This is a genomic window from Mycobacterium sp. SMC-11 (assembly GCF_046250095.1).
Taxonomy (GTDB): Bacteria; Actinomycetota; Actinomycetes; order Mycobacteriales; family Mycobacteriaceae; genus Mycobacterium; species Mycobacterium heraklionense_A.
Genome location: NZ_CP176430.1, coordinates 4,706,370 through 4,728,758, shown reverse-complemented (window position 1 = coordinate 4,728,758; position 22,389 = coordinate 4,706,370). Strand labels below are relative to the sequence as shown.

18 protein-coding genes are annotated in these 22,389 nt (G+C 67.3%); 7 read left to right on the top strand and 11 right to left on the bottom strand.

The features are described from left to right. Nucleotide 1: 1 nt before the first annotated feature. On the bottom strand, nt 2-2,050 hold the full coding sequence (locus tag ACKY0X_RS22000) for an MMPL family transporter (protein ID WP_409427712.1): 2,049 nt from the start codon (nt 2,048-2,050) through the stop codon (nt 2-4). A 67-nt stretch (nt 2,051-2,117) separates the two neighbouring features. Between ACKY0X_RS22000 and ACKY0X_RS21995 the strand changes: the two genes are divergently transcribed. Then, nucleotides 2,118-2,744, top strand: coding sequence for a hypothetical protein (locus ACKY0X_RS21995; protein WP_409427711.1), 627 nt, complete (start codon nt 2,118-2,120; stop codon nt 2,742-2,744). A 79-nt stretch (nt 2,745-2,823) separates the two neighbouring features. Further along, complete coding sequence (locus ACKY0X_RS21990; protein ID WP_409427710.1) at nt 2,824-3,441, top strand: hypothetical protein; 618 nt, start codon at nt 2,824-2,826, stop codon at nt 3,439-3,441. A 1-nt stretch (nt 3,442) separates the two neighbouring features. Here ACKY0X_RS21990 and ACKY0X_RS21985 read toward each other — a convergent pair whose 3' ends face one another. The 5 genes from ACKY0X_RS21985 to ACKY0X_RS21965 form a co-directional block, all read right to left on the bottom strand. Further along, on the bottom strand, nt 3,443-4,114 hold the full coding sequence (locus tag ACKY0X_RS21985; protein WP_409427709.1) for a maleylpyruvate isomerase family mycothiol-dependent enzyme: 672 nt from the start codon (nt 4,112-4,114) through the stop codon (nt 3,443-3,445). Continuing rightward, nucleotides 4,107-4,556, bottom strand: a complete 450-nt coding sequence (locus tag ACKY0X_RS21980) for an SgcJ/EcaC family oxidoreductase (RefSeq protein WP_409427708.1) — start codon at nt 4,554-4,556, stop codon at nt 4,107-4,109. The genes ACKY0X_RS21985 and ACKY0X_RS21980 overlap by 8 nt, the downstream gene beginning before the upstream one ends. After that, on the bottom strand, nt 4,553-5,902 hold the full coding sequence (locus tag ACKY0X_RS21975; protein WP_409427707.1) for a hypothetical protein: 1,350 nt from the start codon (nt 5,900-5,902) through the stop codon (nt 4,553-4,555). Before ACKY0X_RS21975 ends, ACKY0X_RS21980 begins: the two co-directional genes overlap by 4 nt. A gap of 85 nt (nt 5,903-5,987) precedes the next feature. Beyond that, on the bottom strand, nt 5,988-8,942 hold the full coding sequence (locus tag ACKY0X_RS21970) for an RND family transporter (protein ID WP_409427706.1): 2,955 nt from the start codon (nt 8,940-8,942) through the stop codon (nt 5,988-5,990). Further along, nucleotides 8,939-9,385: an MmpS family transport accessory protein gene (locus tag ACKY0X_RS21965; RefSeq protein ID WP_409427705.1), complete on the bottom strand. Its 447-nt coding sequence runs from the start codon at nt 9,383-9,385 to the stop codon at nt 8,939-8,941. The genes ACKY0X_RS21970 and ACKY0X_RS21965 overlap by 4 nt, the downstream gene beginning before the upstream one ends. A 123-nt stretch (nt 9,386-9,508) precedes the next feature. Here ACKY0X_RS21965 and ACKY0X_RS21960 point away from each other — a divergent pair, with 123 nt between their 5' ends. Beyond that, nucleotides 9,509-10,126, top strand: coding sequence for a TetR/AcrR family transcriptional regulator (locus tag ACKY0X_RS21960; protein ID WP_409427704.1), 618 nt, complete (start codon nt 9,509-9,511; stop codon nt 10,124-10,126). A 211-nt stretch (nt 10,127-10,337) separates the two neighbouring features. Here ACKY0X_RS21960 and ACKY0X_RS21955 read toward each other — a convergent pair whose 3' ends face one another. Both ACKY0X_RS21955 and ACKY0X_RS21950 read right to left on the bottom strand, forming a co-directional pair. Next, entirely contained in the window at nt 10,338-10,787 is a 450-nt protein-coding gene (locus ACKY0X_RS21955) for a hypothetical protein (RefSeq protein WP_409427703.1), read from the bottom strand. A gap of 53 nt (nt 10,788-10,840) precedes the next feature. Beyond that, nucleotides 10,841-11,482: a class I SAM-dependent methyltransferase gene (locus ACKY0X_RS21950; RefSeq protein ID WP_409427702.1), complete on the bottom strand. Its 642-nt coding sequence runs from the start codon at nt 11,480-11,482 to the stop codon at nt 10,841-10,843. 65 nt (nt 11,483-11,547) lie between these two features. On the opposite strand from ACKY0X_RS21950, the gene ACKY0X_RS21945 reads away from it, so the two are divergent. The 4 genes from ACKY0X_RS21945 (at nt 11,548) to ACKY0X_RS21930 (ending at nt 18,784) form a co-directional block, all read left to right on the top strand. Further along, nucleotides 11,548-12,348 carry a rhomboid family intramembrane serine protease gene (locus ACKY0X_RS21945; RefSeq protein ID WP_409427701.1) on the top strand — a complete coding sequence of 267 codons (801 nt, stop codon included), beginning with the start codon at nt 11,548-11,550 and terminating at the stop codon, nt 12,346-12,348. A gap of 146 nt (nt 12,349-12,494) precedes the next feature. After that, a complete protein-coding gene (locus ACKY0X_RS21940; RefSeq protein WP_409429741.1) occupies nt 12,495-14,570 on the top strand; it encodes an acyltransferase family protein in 2,076 nt (691 codons plus the stop codon). Nucleotides 14,571-14,724: 154 nt separating this feature from the next. Then, entirely contained in the window at nt 14,725-18,252 is a 3,528-nt protein-coding gene (car, locus tag ACKY0X_RS21935) for a carboxylic acid reductase (protein ID WP_409427700.1), read from the top strand. A 355-nt stretch (nt 18,253-18,607) separates the two neighbouring features. Then, nucleotides 18,608-18,784: a hypothetical protein gene (locus ACKY0X_RS21930; protein ID WP_165607569.1), complete on the top strand. Its 177-nt coding sequence runs from the start codon at nt 18,608-18,610 to the stop codon at nt 18,782-18,784. 84 nt (nt 18,785-18,868) lie between these two features. Here the strand turns inward: ACKY0X_RS21930 and ACKY0X_RS21925 are convergent, their stop codons facing one another. Genes ACKY0X_RS21925 through ACKY0X_RS21915 form a run of 3 tightly spaced genes read right to left on the bottom strand, consistent with a single transcriptional unit; the run spans nt 18,869 to nt 22,287 of the window. Beyond that, complete coding sequence (locus ACKY0X_RS21925) at nt 18,869-19,624, bottom strand: L,D-transpeptidase family protein (RefSeq protein ID WP_409429740.1); 756 nt, start codon at nt 19,622-19,624, stop codon at nt 18,869-18,871. A gap of 48 nt (nt 19,625-19,672) precedes the next feature. Further along, complete coding sequence (locus tag ACKY0X_RS21920) at nt 19,673-20,155, bottom strand: hypothetical protein (RefSeq protein ID WP_409427699.1); 483 nt, start codon at nt 20,153-20,155, stop codon at nt 19,673-19,675. A 20-nt stretch (nt 20,156-20,175) separates the two neighbouring features. Further along, nucleotides 20,176-22,287 (bottom strand): elongation factor G-like protein EF-G2, encoded by a 2,112-nt coding sequence (locus ACKY0X_RS21915; protein ID WP_409427698.1) that lies wholly within the window; start codon nt 22,285-22,287, stop codon nt 20,176-20,178. Nucleotides 22,288-22,389 lie beyond the last annotated feature (102 nt).

The window sequence follows — 22,389 nt, the reverse complement described above, 5'->3', positions numbered from 1 at the left end:
GTCAGCGTGGCAGATTGGGCCACCAGAGCCGATCGCCGATCAGTGCGAACAGCGCTGGAATCACCAGGGTACGAACGACGAACGTGTCCAACAGAATTCCCAAGCCCACGATGATGCCCAGCTGAGTCAGCACGATCAACGGCAGCACCCCGAGCACGCAGAACACCGCTGCCAGCACGATGCCCGCGCTGGTGATGACTCCGCCGGTGGCTGACACCGCGCGCACCATGCCGTCGCGGGTGCCGTGTGCGGGCGTCTCTTCGCGGGCGCGGGTCACCAAGAAGATGGTGTAGTCCACGCCCAGCGCTACCAGGAACAGGAACGCGAACAGGGGAGTGCTGTTGTCCAGCGCCGGAAATCCGAACAGGTGCAGGCTGGCCCAGCAACCCAGCCCGAGTGCGGCGACCGCGCTGAGCACCGTCGCCGCCACCAGGATCGGTGGGGCCAACACCGCCCGAAGCAGCACGAACAGCACGGTGAGCACCACCAGCAGGATCAGCGGGATCAGCACTGCGCGGTCGCGCACCGCCGCGTCGCGCACATCGAGGGCTTGCGCGTCGGCGCCACCCACCAGCGTGCGTGCGTCTACCGCACTGACCGAATCGCGAAGTCCGGCAACGGTGTTGAAAGCCGCATCGGTCGCCGGGGCGGCGTCGAGCACCACCGACCACATGGTTCGTCCGGTTTCGGACGCGCCCGTCTGGACCACCGAGACGACGCCGGGGACGGTGGTGATCGCCTGTTTGAGCTGCCGCGTCCGGGCGGTGGGGCCGATCACGACGGTCGGACTCGCCGCGCCGTCCGGAAAGTGTGCCGCCAGCGTGTCGAATCCGGTCACCGAGTCGGCCTGTAACCGGAACTGCTCGGTCTGCGACAACCCGATCCCGGCGCCCAGCAGGCCGCTGGCCGACACCGCCAGGACGGCGATCGCCGCCGTGCACACCAAGGCCGGGCGGCGTGAGACGGCCTCGGCGACGCGGTGCCACGGGCCCACCTTCGCCACCGCATCGCCGGTGGCTCGGGGAATGAACGGCCAGAACACCTTCCGGCCGACCAATGCCAACAGCGGAGGCAAGACCAACAGCACGAATAGGGCGGCCACGACCAAGCCGCAGCTGGCACAGATCCCCAGACTGCGGGTGCTCGGGGTGACCGCCAAGACCAACGTCAGCAGCGCCAGCACCACGGTGGCATTGCTGGCCAGGATCGCCGGGGCGGCGGCGGCCACCGCACGGCGCAGCGCGGTGCGATGCTCGGGCTCGGTGCGTAGCTCTTCGCGGTAGCGCGAAATCAGCAGTAGCGCATAGTTGGTGCCAGCCCCGAAGACCAAGACACTGGTAATGCCTGCGGTGGAGCCGTCAAAGGTCACGCCCGCGGCGCGCACGACAGCAGAGCCCACCACGGTGGCCACCCGATCGGCGAACGCGATCACCAACAGCGGTGCCAGCCACAACACCGGCGACCGGTAAGTGACGATCAACAGCAATGCCACCACCAGCGCGGTGACTACCAACAGGGTGATGTTGGCGCCGGTGAAGGCATCAGCGATGTCGGCGCCGAACGCCGGGCCACCGGTGACGTGGGTCGACAGCGTCGGTGGCAAGCCGTCGGCGGCCGCCGCTCGCAGGGCATTGACCGCATCGGTGAGGCCGAAACCGGACAAGTCGGTAGCCAAGGGCACCGTGGCCAGGGCCGCCTGGTGGTCGGTGGACAGCATCGCCGGTGGCACCGGGCCGGTGAGCACCTGGGGCAGCCGCGTCATGCGATCGCGGGCCGCGTTCACCGCCGTGACGTCGGCCGGCGTCAGCGGCGTACCGTCGCCGCGGGTGGCGACCAGCAGTGCGGTCGCCCGTGCCCCGCCGGCGAAGGTGGACTGCACCGCTGCGGCGCGAGCGGATTCGGCGCTGGCCGGCAGCGTCTCGGGTGATTGGGTCGCCGCCGCGTTGTCGTTGCTGAGTGCCATCAGTGCGACGGCGATCAGGATCGGGACGAGCGCAACGAGCCAGGAACGGCGGCCGGTGACGGCCGCGGACAAGCGCTCCGACACCATCCGGCGAGCATGGCACCGAATCATCGGCCGAACAACCAAGGCGCTCTGATCGCCTACTGTGAGGCTCGTGACCGGCAGTGCGAAGACGGCGATCTCGCGCCGCATCTTTCTGCGCGGTGCCGCTTGGTCGGTGCCGGTCTTCGGCGCGGCGCTGGCCGGGCCGCGGGCGCTGGCCGCGCCGGCCGGCTCACCCGGGTGCAGCGATCCCTACGCGGCGATCGACAACTGCGGTGTGGAGCTGCCGGAGGAATTCAGCTGGACCAGCTTCTCCACCACCAGGGCGATTGGCGGCGGAACCAACTACGCAATCCAGTTCACCACCAGGATTCAGCCCGGGCCGCCGGTACCGGCGGAAGCGACCGGCTACCGCATCGACAGCCTCAGCATCGCCGGTACCAGACCCGACGGCTCCGCCTTTTCGGTAGCGCCGTCGATCGGGGAGACCGGTGTGCGCGCAATTTGGATCCGGACGATGGACTCATCGCTGGGTTTCGTGCTGGATGTGCCTTGGGATGCCAAGCAGTTGGTCCGCACGTTCGCCTACACCTACAACGTGGTCTACCTGAATTTATCCACCGAGATTCAAACCTGTACCTACGTGACGACGATGCAACTCGCCAACAACGGAGCCGTCGACGGCGGGGTCGGGTCGGTGGCCTTCTCCCCGCCGCGGTTGACCTCCTGCGGCGGGTGAGTTCAGCCAGAAACACCGACCATGGCATCGAATCGTCGACCGAACAACGAAAGTCGCTTCGGTCGGTACTGTTGATGCCATGACCGACTCGCCGACCACGGTTACGCGGCGCATCTTCATGCGCGGCGCGCTCTGGTCGGTCCCGGCGCTTGGTGTGGCACTCGCTGCGCCGCGTGCGCTGGCGGTGCCACCCGGCTCGCAGGATTGCGGCGATCCGAACGAGGTGATCGAGGACTGCGTGGTGCAGCTGCCCGAAGAGTTCACCTCGACCAGTTTCAGCACCACCGCCGTGGTCGGCGGCACCAACTACTCCATCTTGTTCAGCACCAATATCCGGTCGGGGCCGCTCGTGCCCCCAGCTGCCACCGGGTATCGAATCAATAGCATCGGTCTGGACGGCACCAAGCGCGACGGGGTGCCCTTCTCGATCAAGCCGCACATCGGGGAGAGGGGTCCGCGGGTACTGGGCGCACGGTCCGGATCATCGCTGGGTTTCGTCGTCGACCACCCGTGGGCGGCCGGACAGCTGGTTCGCAACTTCGCGTACACCTTTGACGTGGTGTACCTCAACGGGCTGACCGAGATCCAGACCTGCTCGTACGTGACCGCGATGACGCTGGCGGAGAACGGCATGATCGTCGGCGGGGTCGGGTCGGTGTCGTTCGCCCCGCCGCGGTTGACCTCCTGCGGCGGGTGAATCAGCAGACCGGGATCGGCTGATCGTCGTCGCGGTGGCCGAAGACCCCGAAGTTGTCGACCAGTTGGGCCGACGGCTCGGGGGACCAATCCCATCCGGCTATCTGGCTGCGGGAGCGCCGGCTGAACAGGCCGCGCATCAGCTCGTAGCCGTCGGCCCGCAAAGTGGTGACGGATTCACCTGAACCGCAACGCCATTGCTGTCCCAGCTCATCGCTGATCACCAAGGTGGCGGTGTCGCGCAGCAGCCGGCCGGGCAGCCGACCCAGCACGTCCAGGAAGGGCTGCCAGTGTTCGCGGTCGGTTCGCGGCAGACCCAGTGCCTCGCGCAGATCCCCTTCGTGGCAGATCACGTCCGCGGCCAGGTTCGGGCCGGTGAACCGCTGCGGCAGACTCGCCTCGGCCGCCACGGCGGCGCGCTCCCATTCGTCGAGCAGCTCGCCGACCGGGCGGTCGCGCCGTTCCGCCACGTGCCGTGCGGTCCAGAACTCACCCGGCGCGCCGTCGAGCCGCTGCGCCAAGACATCTGCCGCACCACCGGTGAGGTGGGCCAACACATCGTGCACCGACCATCCCGGTGTCGCCGGAACCGCGAGGTTCAGCTGGTCCTCGGTGAGCCCGATAGCCAGGGTGCTGACCCTGCCGCGTGCGGCCCGGTAGATGGCGTCAAGCAAGGGAGCCTCCTGTGTCGCGATGTCGGGAAACCAGTGTGCGCATGAGTCTTTGGGCCAGGTGTCGGAGGGTGGTGTTCTGCGACGAGGTCAACATCCAGCCGGTATCGGTTCGTACCGCAACGCTGGTGTTGATCCGCACACCACGGCTGCGGCGCCGCGCAGTCTTGGTCACCACGGCGTGGGAGTGGATAAGCGCGACGTCCGGTGTCACGAACCGCGGCGTGGATGCGTCGAGTTCCAGCCGTGTCCCTCGCAGCAGTTTCGCGAACAGCGGGGCATACGACGCGGCAATAGCCTCCCGGCCTTGGTAGCGGTCGCCCAGGAAGGTGACGTAGTACGCGTCGGAGGTGAAGACCGACGCATACGCTGCGGCATCTCCCGCATTCCAGCCGGCGACCTGCCGGGCGAACAACTCCCGGATCGCGGCTTCGTCATCATTCACGACACGAACCCCGGGCCCCGCAGGTTGGCCAGCAGGATGCGGGCCAGCAGCACCGGATCACGCAGGCGCGATGGGGAGTCCACCAGATTGCGTACCCGCAAGAACCGCTCGGTGACGGCGATGTCGCGCGATGCGGCGGTCCCCACCGCGTCGGTGAACCACCCGCCGAGCCGGCGGCGGATCGGGTGCGGTCGGTCGTTGGCGGCGGGACGATCCTGGGTTGCGTTTGCTGCCCAGATCGGTGCGATCTGGGCAGCTGCCGCGCGGAAGAAGCGCTGTGACAGTTCCGGACCGCCGTCACGGAGACAGTCGCGCAGCGCCAGCGCCTGCAGTGCTGCCATGGTCATGCCTTGGCCGTGCAGTGGATTGAGGCGGCAGAGTCCGTCGCCGATCACCACGAGTCCTTCGGGGAAGCGGGGCATCTGGTGGTAGCGGTGCCACAGCGCGCCGGTGTCGTGGGAGACGGCGATGTCGCCCGCCGGTGTGGCGTCGCGCAGCCCAGCCATGATCGATGCCGGAAGCATCTGCCTGGCTGCGACCTGCATGGCGGTGAAATTTCTTGGGGGAGAGCCGTAGTCACCATGGCGGGCGATCGACAGCATCCACGTGTCGTGCTCGTAGGCCACCAGCAGCAGGCCGGGATAGGCGCGCCCCTGGTTCACGAAGACCATCTGGTCGTCGAGCCTGCCCGGCGGGATGCGCAGCAACTGGCTGGAATAGGCCCACGCGGGGCGCAGGCGGTGGTCCGGCACGCAGCCGAAACCGTGGCCGGCCAGGAAGTCGGCGGTCCGCGAGGCCCGCCCCGTTGCGTCGATGACGAGGTCGGCGGGCAGAACCTGGGTGAGCTTGTTGTCCCGATTCCTGACCTGCACACCGCGGACGACCCCGCGCACGTGCACCGGCTCGATCGCGTCGTGGCCGTCGAGGAAGGCGACATTGGTGAGCTTGTCGACGCGCCGCCGGACGTGGAACTCCATGAACGGGCGGCTCGCGCTGTAGATCGCCAAGGCTTGGGGATCAGCGAGCGTGCCCGTGCGGTTGAGCTCGTGGCGGCCGATGCGGGCGTAACGCCCCGACAGATCTCCGTTGTCGATCACCACTGCGCCGGCCGTGGCGAGCTCGTCGAGAATCCCCGGAAACAGTTCGCCAAGGATGCCGGTGCCGCGGGTGAGGAAGCTGTGCAGGTGCCGTCCCTGTGGGACGCCCCTGCGTTGGGCAGGGTGATCGGGGAGCCGATCGCGGTCCACGATCGTGACCGAGTCGTAGGACTCCGATGCCACTCGGGCGGCCAGCAGCCCGGCTATCCCGGCTCCCAGCACCACCGCCGACGTACCCGAACTGACCATCGCAAGCCCCTCTCCGTGACGCCAGGGACCCACGATACAGACAAATTAAGAAAAATAAGAGTATCTTGGCGTAACAGTAAGATTCTCAGCCGGCGGGGACGGGTGGTGGCGTCAGGGCGGGCGGTGCCGGCGCGACGGTGGAGTTGCCTTCACGTTCGGCGCCCACCGTGAGCGCAGCGTCACGCTCGGGGGACGGCGGCTCGGCTGGGATGGGGGCCGGACGCCGGTGCACGTTGATCGGCCACCAGAACCACCGGCCCAACAGTGCCGCGATCGACGGGGTGATCAGGCTGCGGACGATGAACGTGTCGAACAGCAGGCCCAGTCCGATCGTGGTGCCGATCTGCCCGACGGACCGCAGGTCGCTGGCAATCATCGCGATCATGGTGAAGGCGAACACCATGCCGGCCGCTGTCACGACCTTGCCGGTGGCGCCCATCGCCCGGATCAGGCCGGTGCGCAGACCCGTCGCAGTACCGCTGTAGATCTCTTCCTTCATCCGCGAGACCACCAGCAGGTTGTAGTCCGACCCCACTGCCAGCAGCACGATCACCGACATCGCGATCACCAGCCACTGCAGCTCGATGCCGAACACGTACTGCCACAACAACACCGACAGCCCGAACGACGAGGCCAGCGAGAGCACCACGGTCCCCACGATCACGATCGAGGCCACCAGCGCCCGGGTGATCAGCAGCATCACCACGAAGATCAACACGATGGCCGCGATCGCCGCGATCAGCAGGTCGTAGTGCGCCCCGGTCTGGATGTCGGCGTAGGTGGCGGCGGTGCCGCCCAGATAGAACTTCGCCTTGGCCAGCGGCGTGCCCTTGACGGCTTCCTTGGCGGCCTGCAGTTCGGCGCTGACGTGCGAGATGCCGTCGACGGTCGCCGGATCGGTGTCATGGGTGATCAGGATGCGGGCCGCCTGGCCGTCCGGCGACATCATCAACTCCATCCCGCGCTGAAAGTCGGGACTGTCGAACGCCTCCGGCGGCAGGTAGAACATGTCGTCGTTGCGGGCGTCGTCGAAAACCTGGCCCATCACCGCCGCGGTGTCGGTCATCTGCTCCAGCTGCGTGACCACCTGGCTGAAGCTGCTGTGCATGGTCAACATCAGGTCGCGCATGTTGGTGGTGATGGCGATCATCGGCGGGATCTGCTCGGCGATCGCCGGCGTGATCTCGTCGACCCGGTCCATCTGCTGGGCCAGCGCCGTGGTGTTCTCCGCCAGTTTGTCGAAGCCGTCGGTGGCGTCGAACGCCGACCGGAACGCGTTGCAGATGCCGATGTTGAAGCAGTGCGGCTCCCAATAGAAGTAGTTACGCAGCGGGCGGAACTGGTCGTCGAAGTCGGCGATGCGGTCCCGGACCTCGGCCATGGTTCCTTCCATGTCGTGGGTCGCCTCGTCGGTGCCGTGCGTGGCATCGGAGAGCTGCACGGTCAGGCCGTGCAGCCGGTCCATCACCGTGATCATCGACGAGAGCTGGTCGGCCATGGTCTGGGTGTCGTCGAGGCGGGCGTGCAAGAACTGCAGGTTCTCCCGCATCGTGACGCCCTGGGCGCTGATCTGGAACGGCACCGATCCGTGTTCCATGGGCGGGCCCAGCGGTCGAGTGATGCTCTGCACCCGTTCGATGCCGGGCACCCGAAAGATATTGCGGGCGATCCGGTCCAGCACCAGCATGTCGCGGGGATTGCGCATGTCGTGATCGGACTCGACCATCAGCATGTCGGGGTTCATCCGCGCGGAGCTGAAATGCTTCTCGGCTGCGGCGTAGCCGATGTTGGACGGTACGTCGGCGGGGATGTAGTGCCGGTTGTCATAGCTGGTCTTGTAGCCGGGCAGCACCAGGACGCCCACGGCTGCAACGGCACTGGCAGCGGCCAGAATCGGCAGCGGCCAGCGCACCACGGCGGTGCCCACCTTGCGCCACCCGCCGGTCTTGGTGACCTGTTTGGGGTCCAGCAACCCGAAGCGGCTGCTGACCGCAAGGACAGCCGGAGCGAAGGTCAATCCCATCGCCAGGATGGTGAACATGCCCAGGGCGCACGGCACCGCCAGGGTGTTGAAGTAGTTCAGCCGGGTGAAGTGCAGGCACAGCATCGCCCCGGCGATGGTCAGGCCGGAGCCCAGGATGACGTGGCTGACGCTGGACAGCGTTGTGTTCTGGGCGGTTTCGCGCTCTTCACCGGCATTGCGTGCCTCGTGGTAGCGCCCGATCAAGAAGATCCAGTAGTCGGTTCCAGCTGCGATGGCCAGTGCGGTCAGGATGCTCACCACGAACGTCGAGATCGCGAAGACGTGGGCGTTGCTCAGCACCGCGATCAGTCCACGGGCCACGCTCATCTCGGTGACGACCACGAGCAGCCCGATCAGCGTGGTCGCGATCGAGCGGTAGACCACCAACAGCATCACCGCGATGACGGCCATGGTGATGCCGGTCATCTTCACCATCGAGGCGTCGCCGGCCTCGTTGGTGTCGGCCACCAGGGCCGCCTGGCCTGTCACGTACGAGCGCAGACCGGCCGGCGGGTGGGAGTCCTCGACGATCTCGCGCACCGCGTCCACCGATGCCACGCCCTGCGCCGAGCCCTGGTTTCCCGCCAGATGCACCTGCACGTAGGCGGCCCGGCCGTCCTCGCTCTGCGAACCCGCCGAGGTGACCCGGTCACCCCAGAAGTCCTGCACGTGTTCGACGTGGGTGGTGTCGGCTCGCAGGGTCGTCACCAGTTGGTCGTAGTAGCGGTGTGCGTCTTCTGCTAACTCGGCATCGCTCTCCAGCACGATCATCAGCACGCTGTCGCTGGCGAACTCGCCGAACTTGTCCCCGATGTGCTTCATCGCGATCACCGACGGGGCGTCCTGCGGGGAGAGCGAGACGGCGTTACGGGCGCCGACGACCTCCAGTTGCGGCACCAGCAGATTGGTCGCCGCGGCCGCGGCAAGCCAGAACAGGATGATCGGGATGGACAGCGCTCGGATCAGCCGCGGGAACCACGGTGCTCCTTTGCCGGTCGGGCTGTGGTGGCCGCTCATGCCGCTTTCACCACGCAGAATGTCGCGGCGCTGTGGCCATCGGCCTGGTGTTCGTCGCGCAGTTCGCCGTTGACGGTGATCCGGCAGCCCAGCTCGTGGCTGTCGCCCTGGGCCATGACGTTGGCGAACACGCTGGGCTGCGTGGTGGTCAGAGTCAGTGACCAGGGCAGCGAGTGGAACTGGGCTTCCTGGGACTGGGCGCGCTCGTCGACGTAGCTGACCATGCCCGACGTCGACTCCGGGCCGTAGAGCTCGTAGGTGACATATTTCGGCACGGTGGAGACGATCTCGCCACCGGTGCCGCCGGCGACCGCCGCCCCGTCTGCGCCGAACACGCCGTGGAACCGGTAGATGACCAGGCCGCCGATCGCGGCTACCGGGACGATCACCAGCACGATCCACAGGCGCTCGAGCGGACCACGCAGCTTTTTCAATGCGCTCATGCCGGTTAACCTTACGAGCGTAAAGAAACGCGTGTAAAGTTAAAAGGTGCCAGCTCACACTTGCGCGGAAGATGTTATGCAGAACGCAAGTGAGGACAACTAACAAACCGTTAGGATCACCGCGTGCCCACTCCCCCTCGTCGGCGCAATTTGCGAGGTCACGGCGCGCTGCTGCGCGACGAGATCCTCGCTGCCGCTGTTCGGGTTATCGACGGTGCAGACAGCGAAGCCGAGGTTTCGCTGCGCGGTATCGCCCGGGAGGCCGGCATCGCCGCCCCCTCGGTGTATGCGCACTTCGACGACCTGGACCGAGTGCTCGAGGCGGTCGCCGAATCGAGCTGGGTCCAGGTCTCCGACGAGATCGCCGAGCACGTCCAGCAGGCCAGTGACCCGCGGGAACGTCTGCTGATCGGCTGCCGGGTATATGTGTCATTCGCGCAGCGCCATCCGCTGCGCTACGCATTGATGACCCAGGACGGTCACGCCCCGCCGGCGGCCCGCCGGGCGCTGGCCGTGGTGACCAGAGGATTGCTGGCCTGCCGGGGAGAGGTCCCGTATTCGGACTCGGATCCCGATTCGGACCGGATTGCCGCGGCGTTGTCGGTGGCGTTGCACGGCGTCGCGATGCTGCACCGCACCGACGCCCCAAATCTGTGGCTCAGCGATTTCAGCACCGACGAGGTGATCGGAACATTGGTTGACGGCGCAACGTTACTGCTGGCCGAGGCGGAACCAGTCTGAGCTGACGACCACCCGTGGTCTGTCCGTTGCAAGGGCGGGATCTCGAGCGACTTACAGGAAATTTTCACCGAATGCTCAGCCCAAGAAGGCTTCCAGGCGTTGGCCGGTCGTCAGTGGTGTGGCGCCTGGTCGAGTGGCATCTTGGCGACGCGTCCACGGCGCGTCACGTCGTCAGATTCACACTCGCGTTTGGGAGCCGGCGGCTCGAGTGCTAGCCGCCGCTGGGAGCGGGGGACGGGGCGGGCGGCCGAGCCTGCGGCACGAAGCCTTTCAACACATCGGGCAGGCCCACCGATTGTTGCGGTACCGGCGCGCAGGTGGGTGGGCATTCGGTCAGCTGCCAGGTCTGGCAGCGGTCGGTTCGGAACGCGGTGTCGCTCGGCTCGATCAGCACGACCTGTGACTTCTTGGTCATCGCGCTATCGAGCGTCTTGTCGCCGCCGATACGGCGCCAGTAGCAGGCGGCGCCGTCACGCGGGCCGTCGGAGCGGTAGGTGCCCGGCACGATGTCCTTGCCGACCGCGAAGGTTCCATCGCCGTCGATAACCTGCTTAGGCGCGGGCGGGGGAGGAGGAGCCGGATCAGCCCCGGCGATCCCGGCCGCAGTGCACCAGGTTGCCAGCGCGATCGCCGTCGTCCCGGCCAGCTTCATCGATCTCATACCTAACGAAGGTACCGGGAAGGAATCGCAGGGGCCGGGTCGTCGCCAGCCGTTTACGGTTTGACGCCGACCGTGATCAGATCCGACACGACCAGCGTCCAGGCCGGACGCACGACGCGATGCTGGTCGGGAACGGTGAAACCGGCGTCGGTGAACAACGTGCGCATCTCACTGGGCGTCGGCTGGCGCGCCGGGTTCCACCGGATCCCGGTCAGCGCCTTGAGCGGGTCGGACAGGCGGGGGCTCATCGCCGTGACCGCGGCCATCCCGCCCGGCGCCAACACCCGGTAAAACTCGCGCACCGCGGCCGGCTGGTTGAAGAAGTGAAACGCCGAGCTGGTGACCACCGCGTCGAGCGCGCCGTCTTCAAACGGCAGCTGCTCGGCGGGCCCGGTCAGCCACTGCACGCGCGACGAGCGTTCCCGTGCCTCGTTGAGCATGCCGTCGGACATGTCCACCCCGTAGACCGCCGCCGGGGACAGCTCACGTTCGATGCGGTCGGCCAGGATGCCGGTGCCGCAGGCGATGTCGGCCACCCGGGCCGGTTTGTGCGATCGCAGTGCGGCGATCAGCTCATCCTGGGCCGGACGGTAGACCCAGCGTTGCAGAAATCGGGCGTCATAGGCCGGAGCTGCGAAGCTCCAAAACCGGGTGACGACGTCATTGAACGCTTGGCGCGGAGCTTGAGACGACATGGCCTGAAATCTACCGGCAGCACTCGGGCACAAGTGCTCCGAGAGGGTTCTGACAGGGTATAGCCATGGACGTCTGCTACCGGCACCCCGACCGGGCCACTGCGCTGCGCTGCACCCGGTGTGACCGCTACATCTGTGGCGACTGCATGCGCAGCGCGGCAGTCGGCCAGCATTGCGTGGAGTGCGCGCAGGCGGGCGGAACGCCGGTGCGCCGGGCGGCGCGGCCGCTGGTCGGCGCCGCCGCGGGAACACCGGTGGTCACCTACGGGCTGATTGCGCTGAGTGTGCTGGCCTTCATCGCGCAGATGGCGTCGCGTGAGATCGAGTCCGAGTTGGTGCTCTGGACACCGGCGGTGGCCGACGGGCAGATCTACCGCCTGCTGACGTCGGCGTTCCTGCATTACGGCCCGATGCACCTGCTGCTCAACATGTGGGCGCTGTATGTGGTGGGACCCGAGCTCGAGGGCCTGTTGGGGCGGGTGCGATACAGCGCCCTGTACCTGCTCAGCGCGCTGGGCGGCTCCGTTGCCGTCTACCTGTTGGCGCCGATCACCACCGCGACCGCGGGCGCTTCGGGCGCCATCTTCGGCTTGTTCGGCGCCACGCTGGTCATCGGGCGCCGCCTGCGGATGGACGTCCGCGCGGTGGGCGCGGTGATCGTGGTCAACCTGATCTTCACCTTCACCATTCCGCACATCAGTTGGCAGGGACACGTCGGTGGTCTGATCACCGGAGTACTGGTCGCGTTCGCCTACGTCTATCCGCCGCAGTCGAACCGGACCCGGATTCAGGCGGTGGCCAGCCTTGTGCTGTTGGCACTGTTCATCGCGCTGATCTGGTGGCGCACTGCCGAATTGGTCTACTGATCGCGAGCGTGTCATCCGGCTGAGATGCCCGCTCGCCCCCTAAGCTTTCGGTGGTCCACCAGCGAGAGGATCGACCAATCGGCGCCAACGGCGACCAAGATGACATGAGTCGACCGGCCGGGAACCGGACTCGCCAGGCCACTTCGATGCGTACCTCGGGTAAATCCCGCTGGGTTGCGCCGGCCCCGCGTGCCGCCCGGTTGACCACCGCGCGCGCCGCCGACCGGGTTCGGCGGGAGCGACGACGCCCGGGCATTCACGCCCTCGACGGTCTGCGCGCGATAGCCGTCGCGTTGGTGTTGGCCGACCACGGCGGCATCCCTGGACTGTCGGGTGGGTTCTTGGGCGTGGACCTGTTCTTTGTGCTCAGTGGCTTCCTGATCACCTCGCTGCTCATCGACGAGCTGGGCCGGACCGGCCGCATCGACCTCACCGGGTTCTGGATCCGGCGCATCCGCAGATTGCTCCCGGCGCTGGTGCTCATGGTGCTGACCGTCGCGATCGCGCACGAGCTGCTGCCGTCGGAGGCGGTCGTCGGCCTGCGCGAGGATGCCGTTGCCGCCTTCTTCTGGGTGGCCAACTGGCGGTTCGTCGCCCAACACACGGACTACTTCACCGAGGCAGGCACCCCGTCGCCGTTGCAGCACACCTGGTCGCTGGGCGTCGAGGAGCAGTACTACTTTTTCTGGCCGCTGCTGCTGATCGCGATCGCGTTGCTGTTGGGGGCCCGCGCCAGGCGTCGCGGCGGGTGGGCCACCGTCGGCGGGGTGCGGCTGACGGTCTTCCTGTTGGCGAGCGCGGGGGCGGCGGCGTCGGCGACGGCCGCGGAGATGCTGGCGTCGGAAGCCACCCGCGATCGCGTCTATTTCGGCACCGACACGCGTGCGCAGGCCCTGCTGATCGGTGCCGCGGCCGCGGCGCTGCTGGTGGGGGACTGGCCGGCGCTGACCGCCGGCTGGTCGGTGGTGCGAACTCGCCGCGCCCTGTGGGTCGCCCGCCTGTTGCCGTTGGCCGGACTCGCAGTGCTGGCGACGGCGGTCCACCGCGCCACCGGCACGGCCGCGGAGTTCCGCGGCGGCCTGCTGACCCTGGTGGCCGTTGCCGCCATCGCGGTGATCGCACCGGTCGCCCTGCATCAGAGCGGCCTGATCGCCCGGGCGTTGGCCTGGTCCCCGCTGGTGTGGCTGGGAACCATCTCCTACGGCGTGTACCTGTGGCATTGGCCGGTCTTCCTGGTCCTCAACGGTGAGCGCACCGGCTGGTCGGGGTGGGCGCTGTTCGGGGTGCGCTGCGCCGCCACGCTGCTGCTGGCGGCGGTGTCGTGGTGGGCCATCGAGGAACCGATCCGCCGATGGCGCCCGGCGCGGGTCTCGCTGCTGCCGCTGGGTGCGGCCGTTAGCGGCACCGCCGTCGCGGTCACCGTGCTAGTGGTCCCGGTCGTCGAGCGGCCCACGGCCGAGAACGGGGTGACCCCGGATGTGGCCGCGGCCGCGGCGATTTCCCCTTCACCGCCGGCGCGGCTGTCGGAGTCCAAAAAGCCACGCCCGCAGCCCGTGCGGCGCGACCCGAATCGGCCGCGCACCGTGTCGGTGTTCGGGGATTCGATCGGCTGGACCCTGATGCACTATCTGCCGGAAACCCCCGGCTACGACTTCATCGATCACACCGTCGTCGGCTGCAGCATCGTGCGAGCCGGCCCATACCGCTGGGCCGGCAAGACCATCGATCAGGGCAAGGAGTGTGACGGCTGGCCGGCCCGCTGGACTCGGCAGGTCAAGGCGGACCAGCCCGACGTTGTGCTGTTGTTCGTTGGCCGCTGGGAGACCGTGGACCGGGTCAACGAGGGCCAGTGGTCGCACATCGGCGATCCGACCTTCGACGCCTACCTGACCGCGGAGCTGCGCCGTGCGCTCGACGTGCTGGAGTCCGCCGGCAGCCGGGTCGTGGTGACGACCGTGCCCTACAGCCGTTATGGCGAGCGGCCCGACGGCAGTCTGTGGCCGGAGGATAATCCGGAGCGCGTGGACCGCTGGAACACCCTGCTGCGCCGGGAGGTCGCCGAGCGGGATTCCGTCACGGTGATGGACCTGAACAAGAAGCTGGGGCCGGCCGGCACCTATACCGCCAAAGTCGACGGCATCAAGGTCCGCAGTGACGGCATTCACCTGACGCCCGAAGGGGTCAAGTGGCTGCTTCCGTGGCTGGAGGAATCCCTGAGCTGACCCTCACGGGCAAACGCCTCGTGAGTGCAACGTCACACCCACTGAGGGATCCTAAATTAAGTTAGTTTTGCTAACGTAGTTTACATCGGCGCAGACCGCGCCCTTGAAAGCCCAGAAAAATCCCTTACGCGAGATATCCATTAGAGGTTTGAACATGTCCACTGTTTCCATCACCGCAGACGAGGAGCAACTCGCCCGCCGCATCACCGACCTAGTCGCCACCGACCCGCAGTTCGCCGCTGCCCGACCCGACCCGGCCGTCGCCGCCGCGGTCGAAGGACAGTCGCGGCTGGCGCAGATCGCCAGGACCGTCTTCGACGGCTACGCCGAGCGTCCGGCGCTCGGCCAGCGTGCCGTCGAGTACGTCACCGATCCGGCCACCGGCCGTACCGGCGCCGCGCTACTGCCGCATTACGAGACCATCACCTACGCCGAGCTGGGGGAGCGAGTCCGCGCCGCGGCCGCCGCCCTGTCCGCCGGCGCGGTGCGGCCCGGCGACCGGGTTGCGGTGCTGGGGTTCACCAGCGTCGACTACACCGTCATCGACGTGGCGCTGGGCCAGATCGGCGCGGTTTCGGTGCCGCTGCAGACCTCGGCGGCGATCAGCACGTTGGTGCCGATCGTGACCGAGACCGAGCCTCGGGTCATCGCTGCCAGTGTTGACTCGCTGTCCGATGCGGTCGAGTTGGTGCGGACGGGCCCGGCTCCCACCCGTCTGGTGGTCTTCGACTACCACGAGCAGGTCGACGACCACCGCGAGGCGCTTGCCGACGCTCGGGCGCAACTGGCCGGCGTCGAGGTAGTTGTCGAGCCGCTTGCCGATCTACTGGCCCGGGGTCGCGCGCTGTCTCTTCCGGCCCAGACGGACTCCGGCGACGACGCCAACCCGCTGGCATTGCTGGTCTACACCTCAGGCAGCACCGGCGCCCCCAAGGGTGCGATGTACCCGGAGAGCAACGTGGCCCGGATGTGGGTGCGGTCGACCAAGAACTGGTTCGGCCCGACTGCCGTCTCGATCACGCTGAACTTCATGCCGATGAGCCACATCATGGGCCGCGGCATCTTGTACGGCACCCTCGGCAACGGTGGTACCGCCTACTTCAGCGCACGCAGCGACCTGTCCACCTTCCTCGAAGACCTCGCCCTGGTCCGCCCGACCGAACTGAACTTCGTGCCCCGGATCTGGGAGATGCTCTACCAGCACTTCCGCAGCGAAGTCGACGGTGTCAGCGGAGACCGGGCTGCCGCCGAGGCGCAGGTCTTGGCGCAGATGCGCGCCGAGTTGCTCGGCGGGCGGTGCGTGTTCGCGATGACCGGCTCGGCGCCGATCTCCGATGAGCTGCGGTCTTGGGTCGATCAGCTCACCGAGCAGCATGTGCTCAACGGCTACGGCTCCACCGAAGCGGGCATGGTGCTCTTCGACGGCGAAGTGCAGCGGCCGCCGGTTCTCGACTACAAGCTGGTCGATGTGCCGGACCTGGGCTACTTCGGCACCGACACCCCACACCCGCGCGGCGAACTGCTGCTCAAGACCGAGAACCTGTTCCCCGGCTACTACAAGCGTCCTGAGGTGACCGCCGAGGTGTTCGACGCCGACGGCTACTACCGGACCGGCGACGTGGTGGCCGAGATCGCACCGGACCACTTGGTCTACGTCGACCGGCGCAACAACGTGCTCAAGCTGGCCCAGGGCGAGTTCGTCACCCTGGCCAAGCTGGAGGCGGTGTTCGGGAACAGTCCACTGGTGCGCCAGATCTACGTCTACGGCAACAGCGCTCAGCCGTACCTGTTGGCCGTGGTGGTACCGACCCCGGAAGCTGCGGTGCGCTTTGAATCCGAGGCCGCCCTCAAGGCCGCTATCGCCGAGTCGCTGCAGCAGGTGGCCAAAGACGCCGACCTGCAGTCGTACGAAGTTCCGCGTGACTTCATCGTCGAGACCGAGCCGTTCACGCTGGAGAACGGACTGCTGACCGGAATCCGCAAGCTGGCCTGGCCGAAGCTGAAGGCGCACTACGGCGATCGCCTTGAGCGTCGTTACGCCGAGCTGGCCGAGGGGCAGGCCAGTGAGTTGAGCGAACTGCGTCAACGCGGAGCGCAGCGCCCGGCGCTGGAGACCGTCAGTCGCGCCGCCGCGGCGCTGTTGGGGGCTTCGGCCGGCGACCTGGCCCCGGAGGCCCACTTCACCGACCTCGGTGGGGACTCGCTGTCGGCGCTGACGTTCGGCAACCTGCTGCGTGACATCTTCGACGTCGACGTGCCGGTGGGCGTGATCGTCAGCCCGGCAAACGATTTGGCGGCGATCGCGGATTACATCACCGCGGAGCGCAGCGGCGCTCAAGCCGGTTCCAGACGGCCCAGCTTCGCCTCGGTGCACGGCCGTGACGCGGTCGAAGTGGCTGCGGCCGACCTGACGCTGGACAAGTTCCTCGACGAGGCGACCCTGGCCGCGGCTCCGTCGCTGCCCGGTCCCTCCGAGCAGGTGCGCACCGTGCTGCTGACCGGTGCGACGGGCTTCCTCGGTCGCTACCTGGCGCTGGAGTGGTTGCAGCGGCTGGCCCCGGTGGACGGAAAACTGATCTGCCTGGTGCGGGCGAAGTCCGACGAGGACGCCCGCCGACGGCTGGACAACGTCTTCGACAGCGGAGACGAGCACCTGCTGGCCCACTACACCGAGCTGGCCGCTAAGCATCTCGAGGTGATCGCCGGTGACAAGGGCGAGGCGAATCTTGGTCTGGACCAAGATGTTTGGCAGCGTCTGGCGGACACCGTCGACGTGATCGTCGACCCGGCGGCGCTGGTCAACCACGTGTTGCCCTACAGCGAGCTGTTCGGCCCGAACGCGCTCGGTACCGCCGAGCTGATCCGGGTCGCGCTCACCAGCAAGATCAAGCCGTTCACCTACTTCTCCACAATTGGTGTGGGCGACCAGATTCCGCTGGGCAAGTTCACCGAGGACGCCGATGTCCGGGTGATGAGTGCAGTCCGGGCGATCAACGATGGCTACGCCAACGGTTACGGCACCAGCAAGTGGGCCGGCGAGGTGCTGTTGCGTGAAGCCAACGACCTGTGCGGCCTGCCGGTCGCGGTGTTCCGCTGCGACATGATCCTGGCCGACACCAGCTACGCCGGCCAGCTGAACCTGCCCGACATGTTCACCCGAATGATGTTCAGCCTGGTCGCGACCGGCGTGGCGCCCGGTTCGTTCTACGAACTCAGCGCCGACGGTCAGCGGCAACGCGCGCATTACGACGGACTGCCGGTGGAGTTCATCGCCGAGGCATCCACCACGCTGGGGTCCTTCGCGACCGGCGGGTACACCACCTACCACGTGATGAACCCGTACGACGATGGTCTGGGAATGGACGAATTCGTCGACTGGCTGATCGAGGCCGGTTACCCGATCCGGCGGATCGCCGACTACGGCGACTGGTTGCAGCGCTTCGAGACCACGCTGCGAGCGCTGCCGGAGAACCAGCGCCAGGCGTCGCTGCTGCCGCTGCTGCACAACTACCAGAAGCCGCAGCCGCCGATCTGCGGGTCGATCGCACCGACGGACAGGTTCCGGGCTGCGGTGCAGTCGGCCGGGATCGGGCCTGACCCCGAGCATCCCGACATCCCGCATGTCACGCCGGCGGTGATCGTCAAGTACGTCACCGACCTGCAACTGCTCGGGCTGCTCTGAGTGAAGCGCTGAATAGCGCCTTCTGCGAACGAGTTTCGGGACGGTGTTGGTCGCCGCCAGTTGGGCGGACGACACCCCCGGAACCCGTTTGCGTTTGACGGTCCCGTATTTCGATGCCACCATGGTGGACAATGCCACGACATGCCCGTGTGTCCCGACCGGAAGGAGGTGAGGGCGAAGTGAGTTCTAGTGACGGTCCGCATCCGTATCCGTGTTCCACTATCGATCTGTTCCTCACCGGTTCCGGCGCCTCCGCTGCGGTATTTTCAGTACTCTCCAGGGCCTGAACCAACGAGTTCCGCCGACCCGTAGTACGGGTTGTGTCGGCCGGTGAGTTTCCCGGCAGGAGAAAATCATGGCTTTCATCACCATTAGTGTTCTGGCTCTCGACGGCGCGACGGACTACCAGGCGGGCAACCGCATGGTGAGCCGGCTGCGCAGCCGGCTGGCGGCTCGTCGCGAACTGCGTCGTGAGCAGCGCGCTCAGCGCTACGTGGCGCACATGCCCACAGCGGTGCTCGGCGCCTGCTGACGCGGTGCATCCCAGGTCAGGCCCAAGGCGATCGTAGAGGCGGTGAACAATCGCCGCATCTACGATCGCCTTAGGCCCTAAGTCCTAGGCCTGCACGATGATTGGGTCGCCTAGATGCACCGAGTTGAAGTACCACGCGGCGTCGTCGGGGCTCAGGTTGATGCAGCCGTGGCTGACGTTCGAATAGCCCTGCGAACCCACTGACCAAGGGGCGGAGTGCACATAAACGCCGCTCCAGGTGACCCGAACGGCGTACTCGCCGTTGAGCAGGTAGCCCTCCGGGTCATTGAGCGGGATGCCGATCGTGCGCGAATCGAACTTGATGGTGCGCTCTTTCGACAACGCGGTGAAGGAACCGATTGGCGTGGGGCGCTTGGGTTTACCCATGGACGCGGCCATGATCCGCTGGATCTCGCCGTTGACGCTGACGGTAAAGGTGTGGTCGGAGATGTCGGCGAGTCCCACGACCGCGTCGCCGGTCTCGAAGCCCGTTGACATCCCGTGGGCCTCGACGCTGATCTTGCTGTGCGGTGACCAGTAGCCGTCCGGGACCCACTGAACGACATCGCTGCTTGTCCACTCAAAATGACCGGCATTGTTGCCGGTGGAGCTGATGCGGATCCCACGTTCGGCGGCCGCCCGGTCTCCGACCGGTCCGTTGAAGGTCACGATCACCGGGTAGGCCACCCCCACGACCGAGCCGGCGGCCGGCTCGATCGCCGCGACGGCCAGCCCCCGTGCCGGCGAGCTCTGAGCCGCTTCGCTGATTCCAGCCGACGCCCCTATAGACCCGAGAGCCAGGGCCACCGACCCGGCAATCGCCACAATTCCCCGCCTCACGTTGCGCATGCCGTCCATTGTGCCAACAGCAACGCCATAAGCGCAGGTTTAGCCGTCCTCTGACGCGGTGAGCAGGTCTCCCCAGGCTGCCTCGGTCCCGGTCGAGCCGATGTTGTGGATGGCGAGCATCGAACCGCCGGCCAGTGCGATCACCACGGTGACGATTCCCAGCCGCAGCAGCGAACCGACATTGCTGCCGCGCGACAGCGCCACGTGTAAACCGGCCAGTAGTGCCGCGGCGACCGCAAGGCCCAACGCCATATAGAGGCCGTACTCGCCGGCGGCCATGTGCGCATCCAGCTTGGGCGACGGGGCGAACTTGCCGGTGTCGGCCAGCCATTCGCCAGCGGTGACGGTGAGCGGTGTCACCAGCAGCGTGACGGCGGAAAATGTCACGACCAGCCAGACCAATCGCCGTCGGGCCGCCGGCCATACCGCGCACACGATCAGCAGGACCGCGGTCAGCGGGACCAGCGAGACCACCACGTGCAGCAACAGGACGTGTGCGGGCAACCCGGCGATTGTCGACATGAACGTCCTTTCTGCGGTGATCAGGCGGTGCTGGCGGCGTGCGCGGCCGCCGACTCCGACAGCGGCTCGTAGCGCGCGAAGCCGCGGGTGAACGAACCGGCGCCGTGGGTCAACGATCGCAGGTCGACCGCGTACCGGATGAGCTCGGTCTGCGGTACTTCGGCCTTCACGCAGGTGCGGTCGGTGCCGACTTTATCGGTGCCCAGCACCCGGGCGCGGCGGGCGGACAGATCGCCCATCACCGCGCCGACCAGTTCGTCGGGTATCAGCACGGTGACATCGTCGATCGGCTCGAGCAGTCGCACCGCCCCGATGGTCGCGGCGTCACGAAGTGCGGCTGCGCCCGCCATCTGGAAGGCAAAGTCCGAGGAGTCGACGCTGTGCGCCTTGCCGTCGGTCAGGGTGACCCGGATGTCGACCACCGGATAACCGCCGCCGGCGTCGCCGGTCAGTCCCCGCTCCATCTGGGCGCGAATACCCTTCTCCACACTGGCAATGAACTGGCGGGGCACGGCCCCGCCGACCACGCGGTCGACGAACTCGAAGCCGGCTCCCTGCTTCACCGGCTCCACTTCGATGTCGCAGATCGCGTATTGACCGTGTCCTCCGGACTGCTTGACATGACGGCCGTGGCCTTTGGCCTTGGTAGCGAACGTCTCTCGCAGAGCCACCCGCAGGGCGACGGTGTCCACCGATACCGCATAGCGGTGGGCCAGCGCGTCAAGCACAATCCCCGAGTGTGCTTCACCCATGCACCACAGCACGGTCTGATGGGTTTCCGGGTTCCGCTCGATGCGCAGGCTGGGGTCCTCGGCGGCCAGCCGGGCCAGCCCCACCGCAAGCTTGTCCTCGTCGGTCTTGGCGTGCGGAATGACCGCCACGGGCAGTAGCGGATCCGGCAACGACCACGGTTTGCACACCAGCGGTTCATCCTTGCCCGACAAGGTGTCTCCGGTCTCGGCGTGGCTGAGCCGGCCGATGGTGCAGATGTCCCCGGCCATCACGACCGTGGCCGGGCGCTGTTGTCTGCCGAGCGGAAACGCCAGGGTCCCGATCCGATCGTCTTCGTCGTGGTCGCACCGACCGGTCCCATCGCCGAAGAAGCCCGCGCAGTGACCGCTGACATGGATTCCGCTGTCGGGCTTGATGGTTCCGGAGAACACCCGCACCAGGCTGACTCGGCCCAGGTAGGGGTCCGACGTCGTGCGGACGACTTCGGCCAGCAGCGGCCCGTCCGGGTCGCAACTGAGCCCGGTGCGCGCCACTCCGTTCGGGTTGAACACCTCCGGAAGCAGATGTTCCGGCGGCGCGGAGAAGCCCGTCGTGATTACTTCAAGCAGTTCGGGCACGCCGATGCCGGTGAGGCTGCATGCCGGGATCACCGGGAAGAACGAACCCTGTGCCACCGCCCGCTCCAGATCGGCGGTGAGCACGCCCGGTTCGATCTGTTCGCCGCCCAGGTAGCGGTCCAGCAGCGACTCGTCTTCCGATTCCTCGATGATCGCCTCGATCAGCGCGCCACGCTGGTGCTCGGCCTCGGACAAGTCGACGGATTCGGGCGTCAGCACCCCGATCAGGCCGGCGCCTTCGGCGGGCGCGGGTAGATACAGCGGCAGCACGGTATCGCCGAACGCCTCCTGGGCAGCGGCCAGGCGGGCCGGGAAGTCGGCCCGCGCATGGTCCAGCTTCGTGACGACGACCGCGCGCGGCATGGCGACCCTGCTGCACTCCTGCCACAGTGCGGCAGTCGCGTCGTCGACGTCTTCATTGGCCGCGATCACGAACAGTGCACAGTCGGCGGCCCGCAGCCCGGCGCGCAGTTCACCTACGAAGTCGGCATAGCCCGGGGTGTCGATCAGGTTGACCTTGACATCGTTGTGCGCCAGCGAGGCGCACGCGACTCCGACCGAACGCTGCTGACGAAGCTCCGCGTCGTCGTAGTCGCAGACCGTGCTGCCGTCGGCGATGCAACCAGCTCGAGGCAACACCCCGGCGGCCACCAACATCGCCTCGACGAGAGTGGTCTTTCCGGAGCCGGGTGGACCGACCAGAACGACATTGCGGATGGCGGCCGGCGTGGCCGCGATTGGGGCTGCAGCGCCGCCCCGCGAAGTCCCGGTCTTGTCTGCCATGGCAGCCTCCTCCGGAGTTCAGCCTTCCCTCAACGGGCGCTGAGCACAAGAGTTGCTCCCCGGCGACGGTTGCCCTGCTGGCGTATAGCGTTTGCCAGGCGG

Coding starts and splice junctions, on each gene's coding strand:
- ACKY0X_RS21940 (WP_409429741.1), top strand. CDS start 12,495: ATGCGTACCTCGGGTAAATCCCGCTGGGTTGCGCCGGCCCCGCGTGCC.
- ACKY0X_RS21965 (WP_409427705.1), bottom strand. CDS start 9,385: ATGAGCGCATTGAAAAAGCTGCGTGGTCCGCTCGAGCGCCTGTGGATC.
- ACKY0X_RS21950 (WP_409427702.1), bottom strand. CDS start 11,482: ATGTCGTCTCAAGCTCCGCGCCAAGCGTTCAATGACGTCGTCACCCGG.
- ACKY0X_RS22000 (WP_409427712.1), bottom strand. CDS start 2,050: ATGGTGTCGGAGCGCTTGTCCGCGGCCGTCACCGGCCGCCGTTCCTGG.
- ACKY0X_RS21920 (WP_409427699.1), bottom strand. CDS start 20,155: ATGTCGACAATCGCCGGGTTGCCCGCACACGTCCTGTTGCTGCACGTG.
- ACKY0X_RS21945 (WP_409427701.1), top strand. CDS start 11,548: ATGGACGTCTGCTACCGGCACCCCGACCGGGCCACTGCGCTGCGCTGC.
- ACKY0X_RS21975 (WP_409427707.1), bottom strand. CDS start 5,902: ATGGTCAGTTCGGGTACGTCGGCGGTGGTGCTGGGAGCCGGGATAGCC.
- ACKY0X_RS21930 (WP_165607569.1), top strand. CDS start 18,608: ATGGCTTTCATCACCATTAGTGTTCTGGCTCTCGACGGCGCGACGGAC.
- ACKY0X_RS21990 (WP_409427710.1), top strand. CDS start 2,824: ATGACCGACTCGCCGACCACGGTTACGCGGCGCATCTTCATGCGCGGC.
- ACKY0X_RS21915 (WP_409427698.1), bottom strand. CDS start 22,287: ATGGCAGACAAGACCGGGACTTCGCGGGGCGGCGCTGCAGCCCCAATC.
- ACKY0X_RS21955 (WP_409427703.1), bottom strand. CDS start 10,787: ATGAGATCGATGAAGCTGGCCGGGACGACGGCGATCGCGCTGGCAACC.
- car (WP_409427700.1), top strand. CDS start 14,725: ATGTCCACTGTTTCCATCACCGCAGACGAGGAGCAACTCGCCCGCCGC.
- ACKY0X_RS21970 (WP_409427706.1), bottom strand. CDS start 8,942: ATGAGCGGCCACCACAGCCCGACCGGCAAAGGAGCACCGTGGTTCCCG.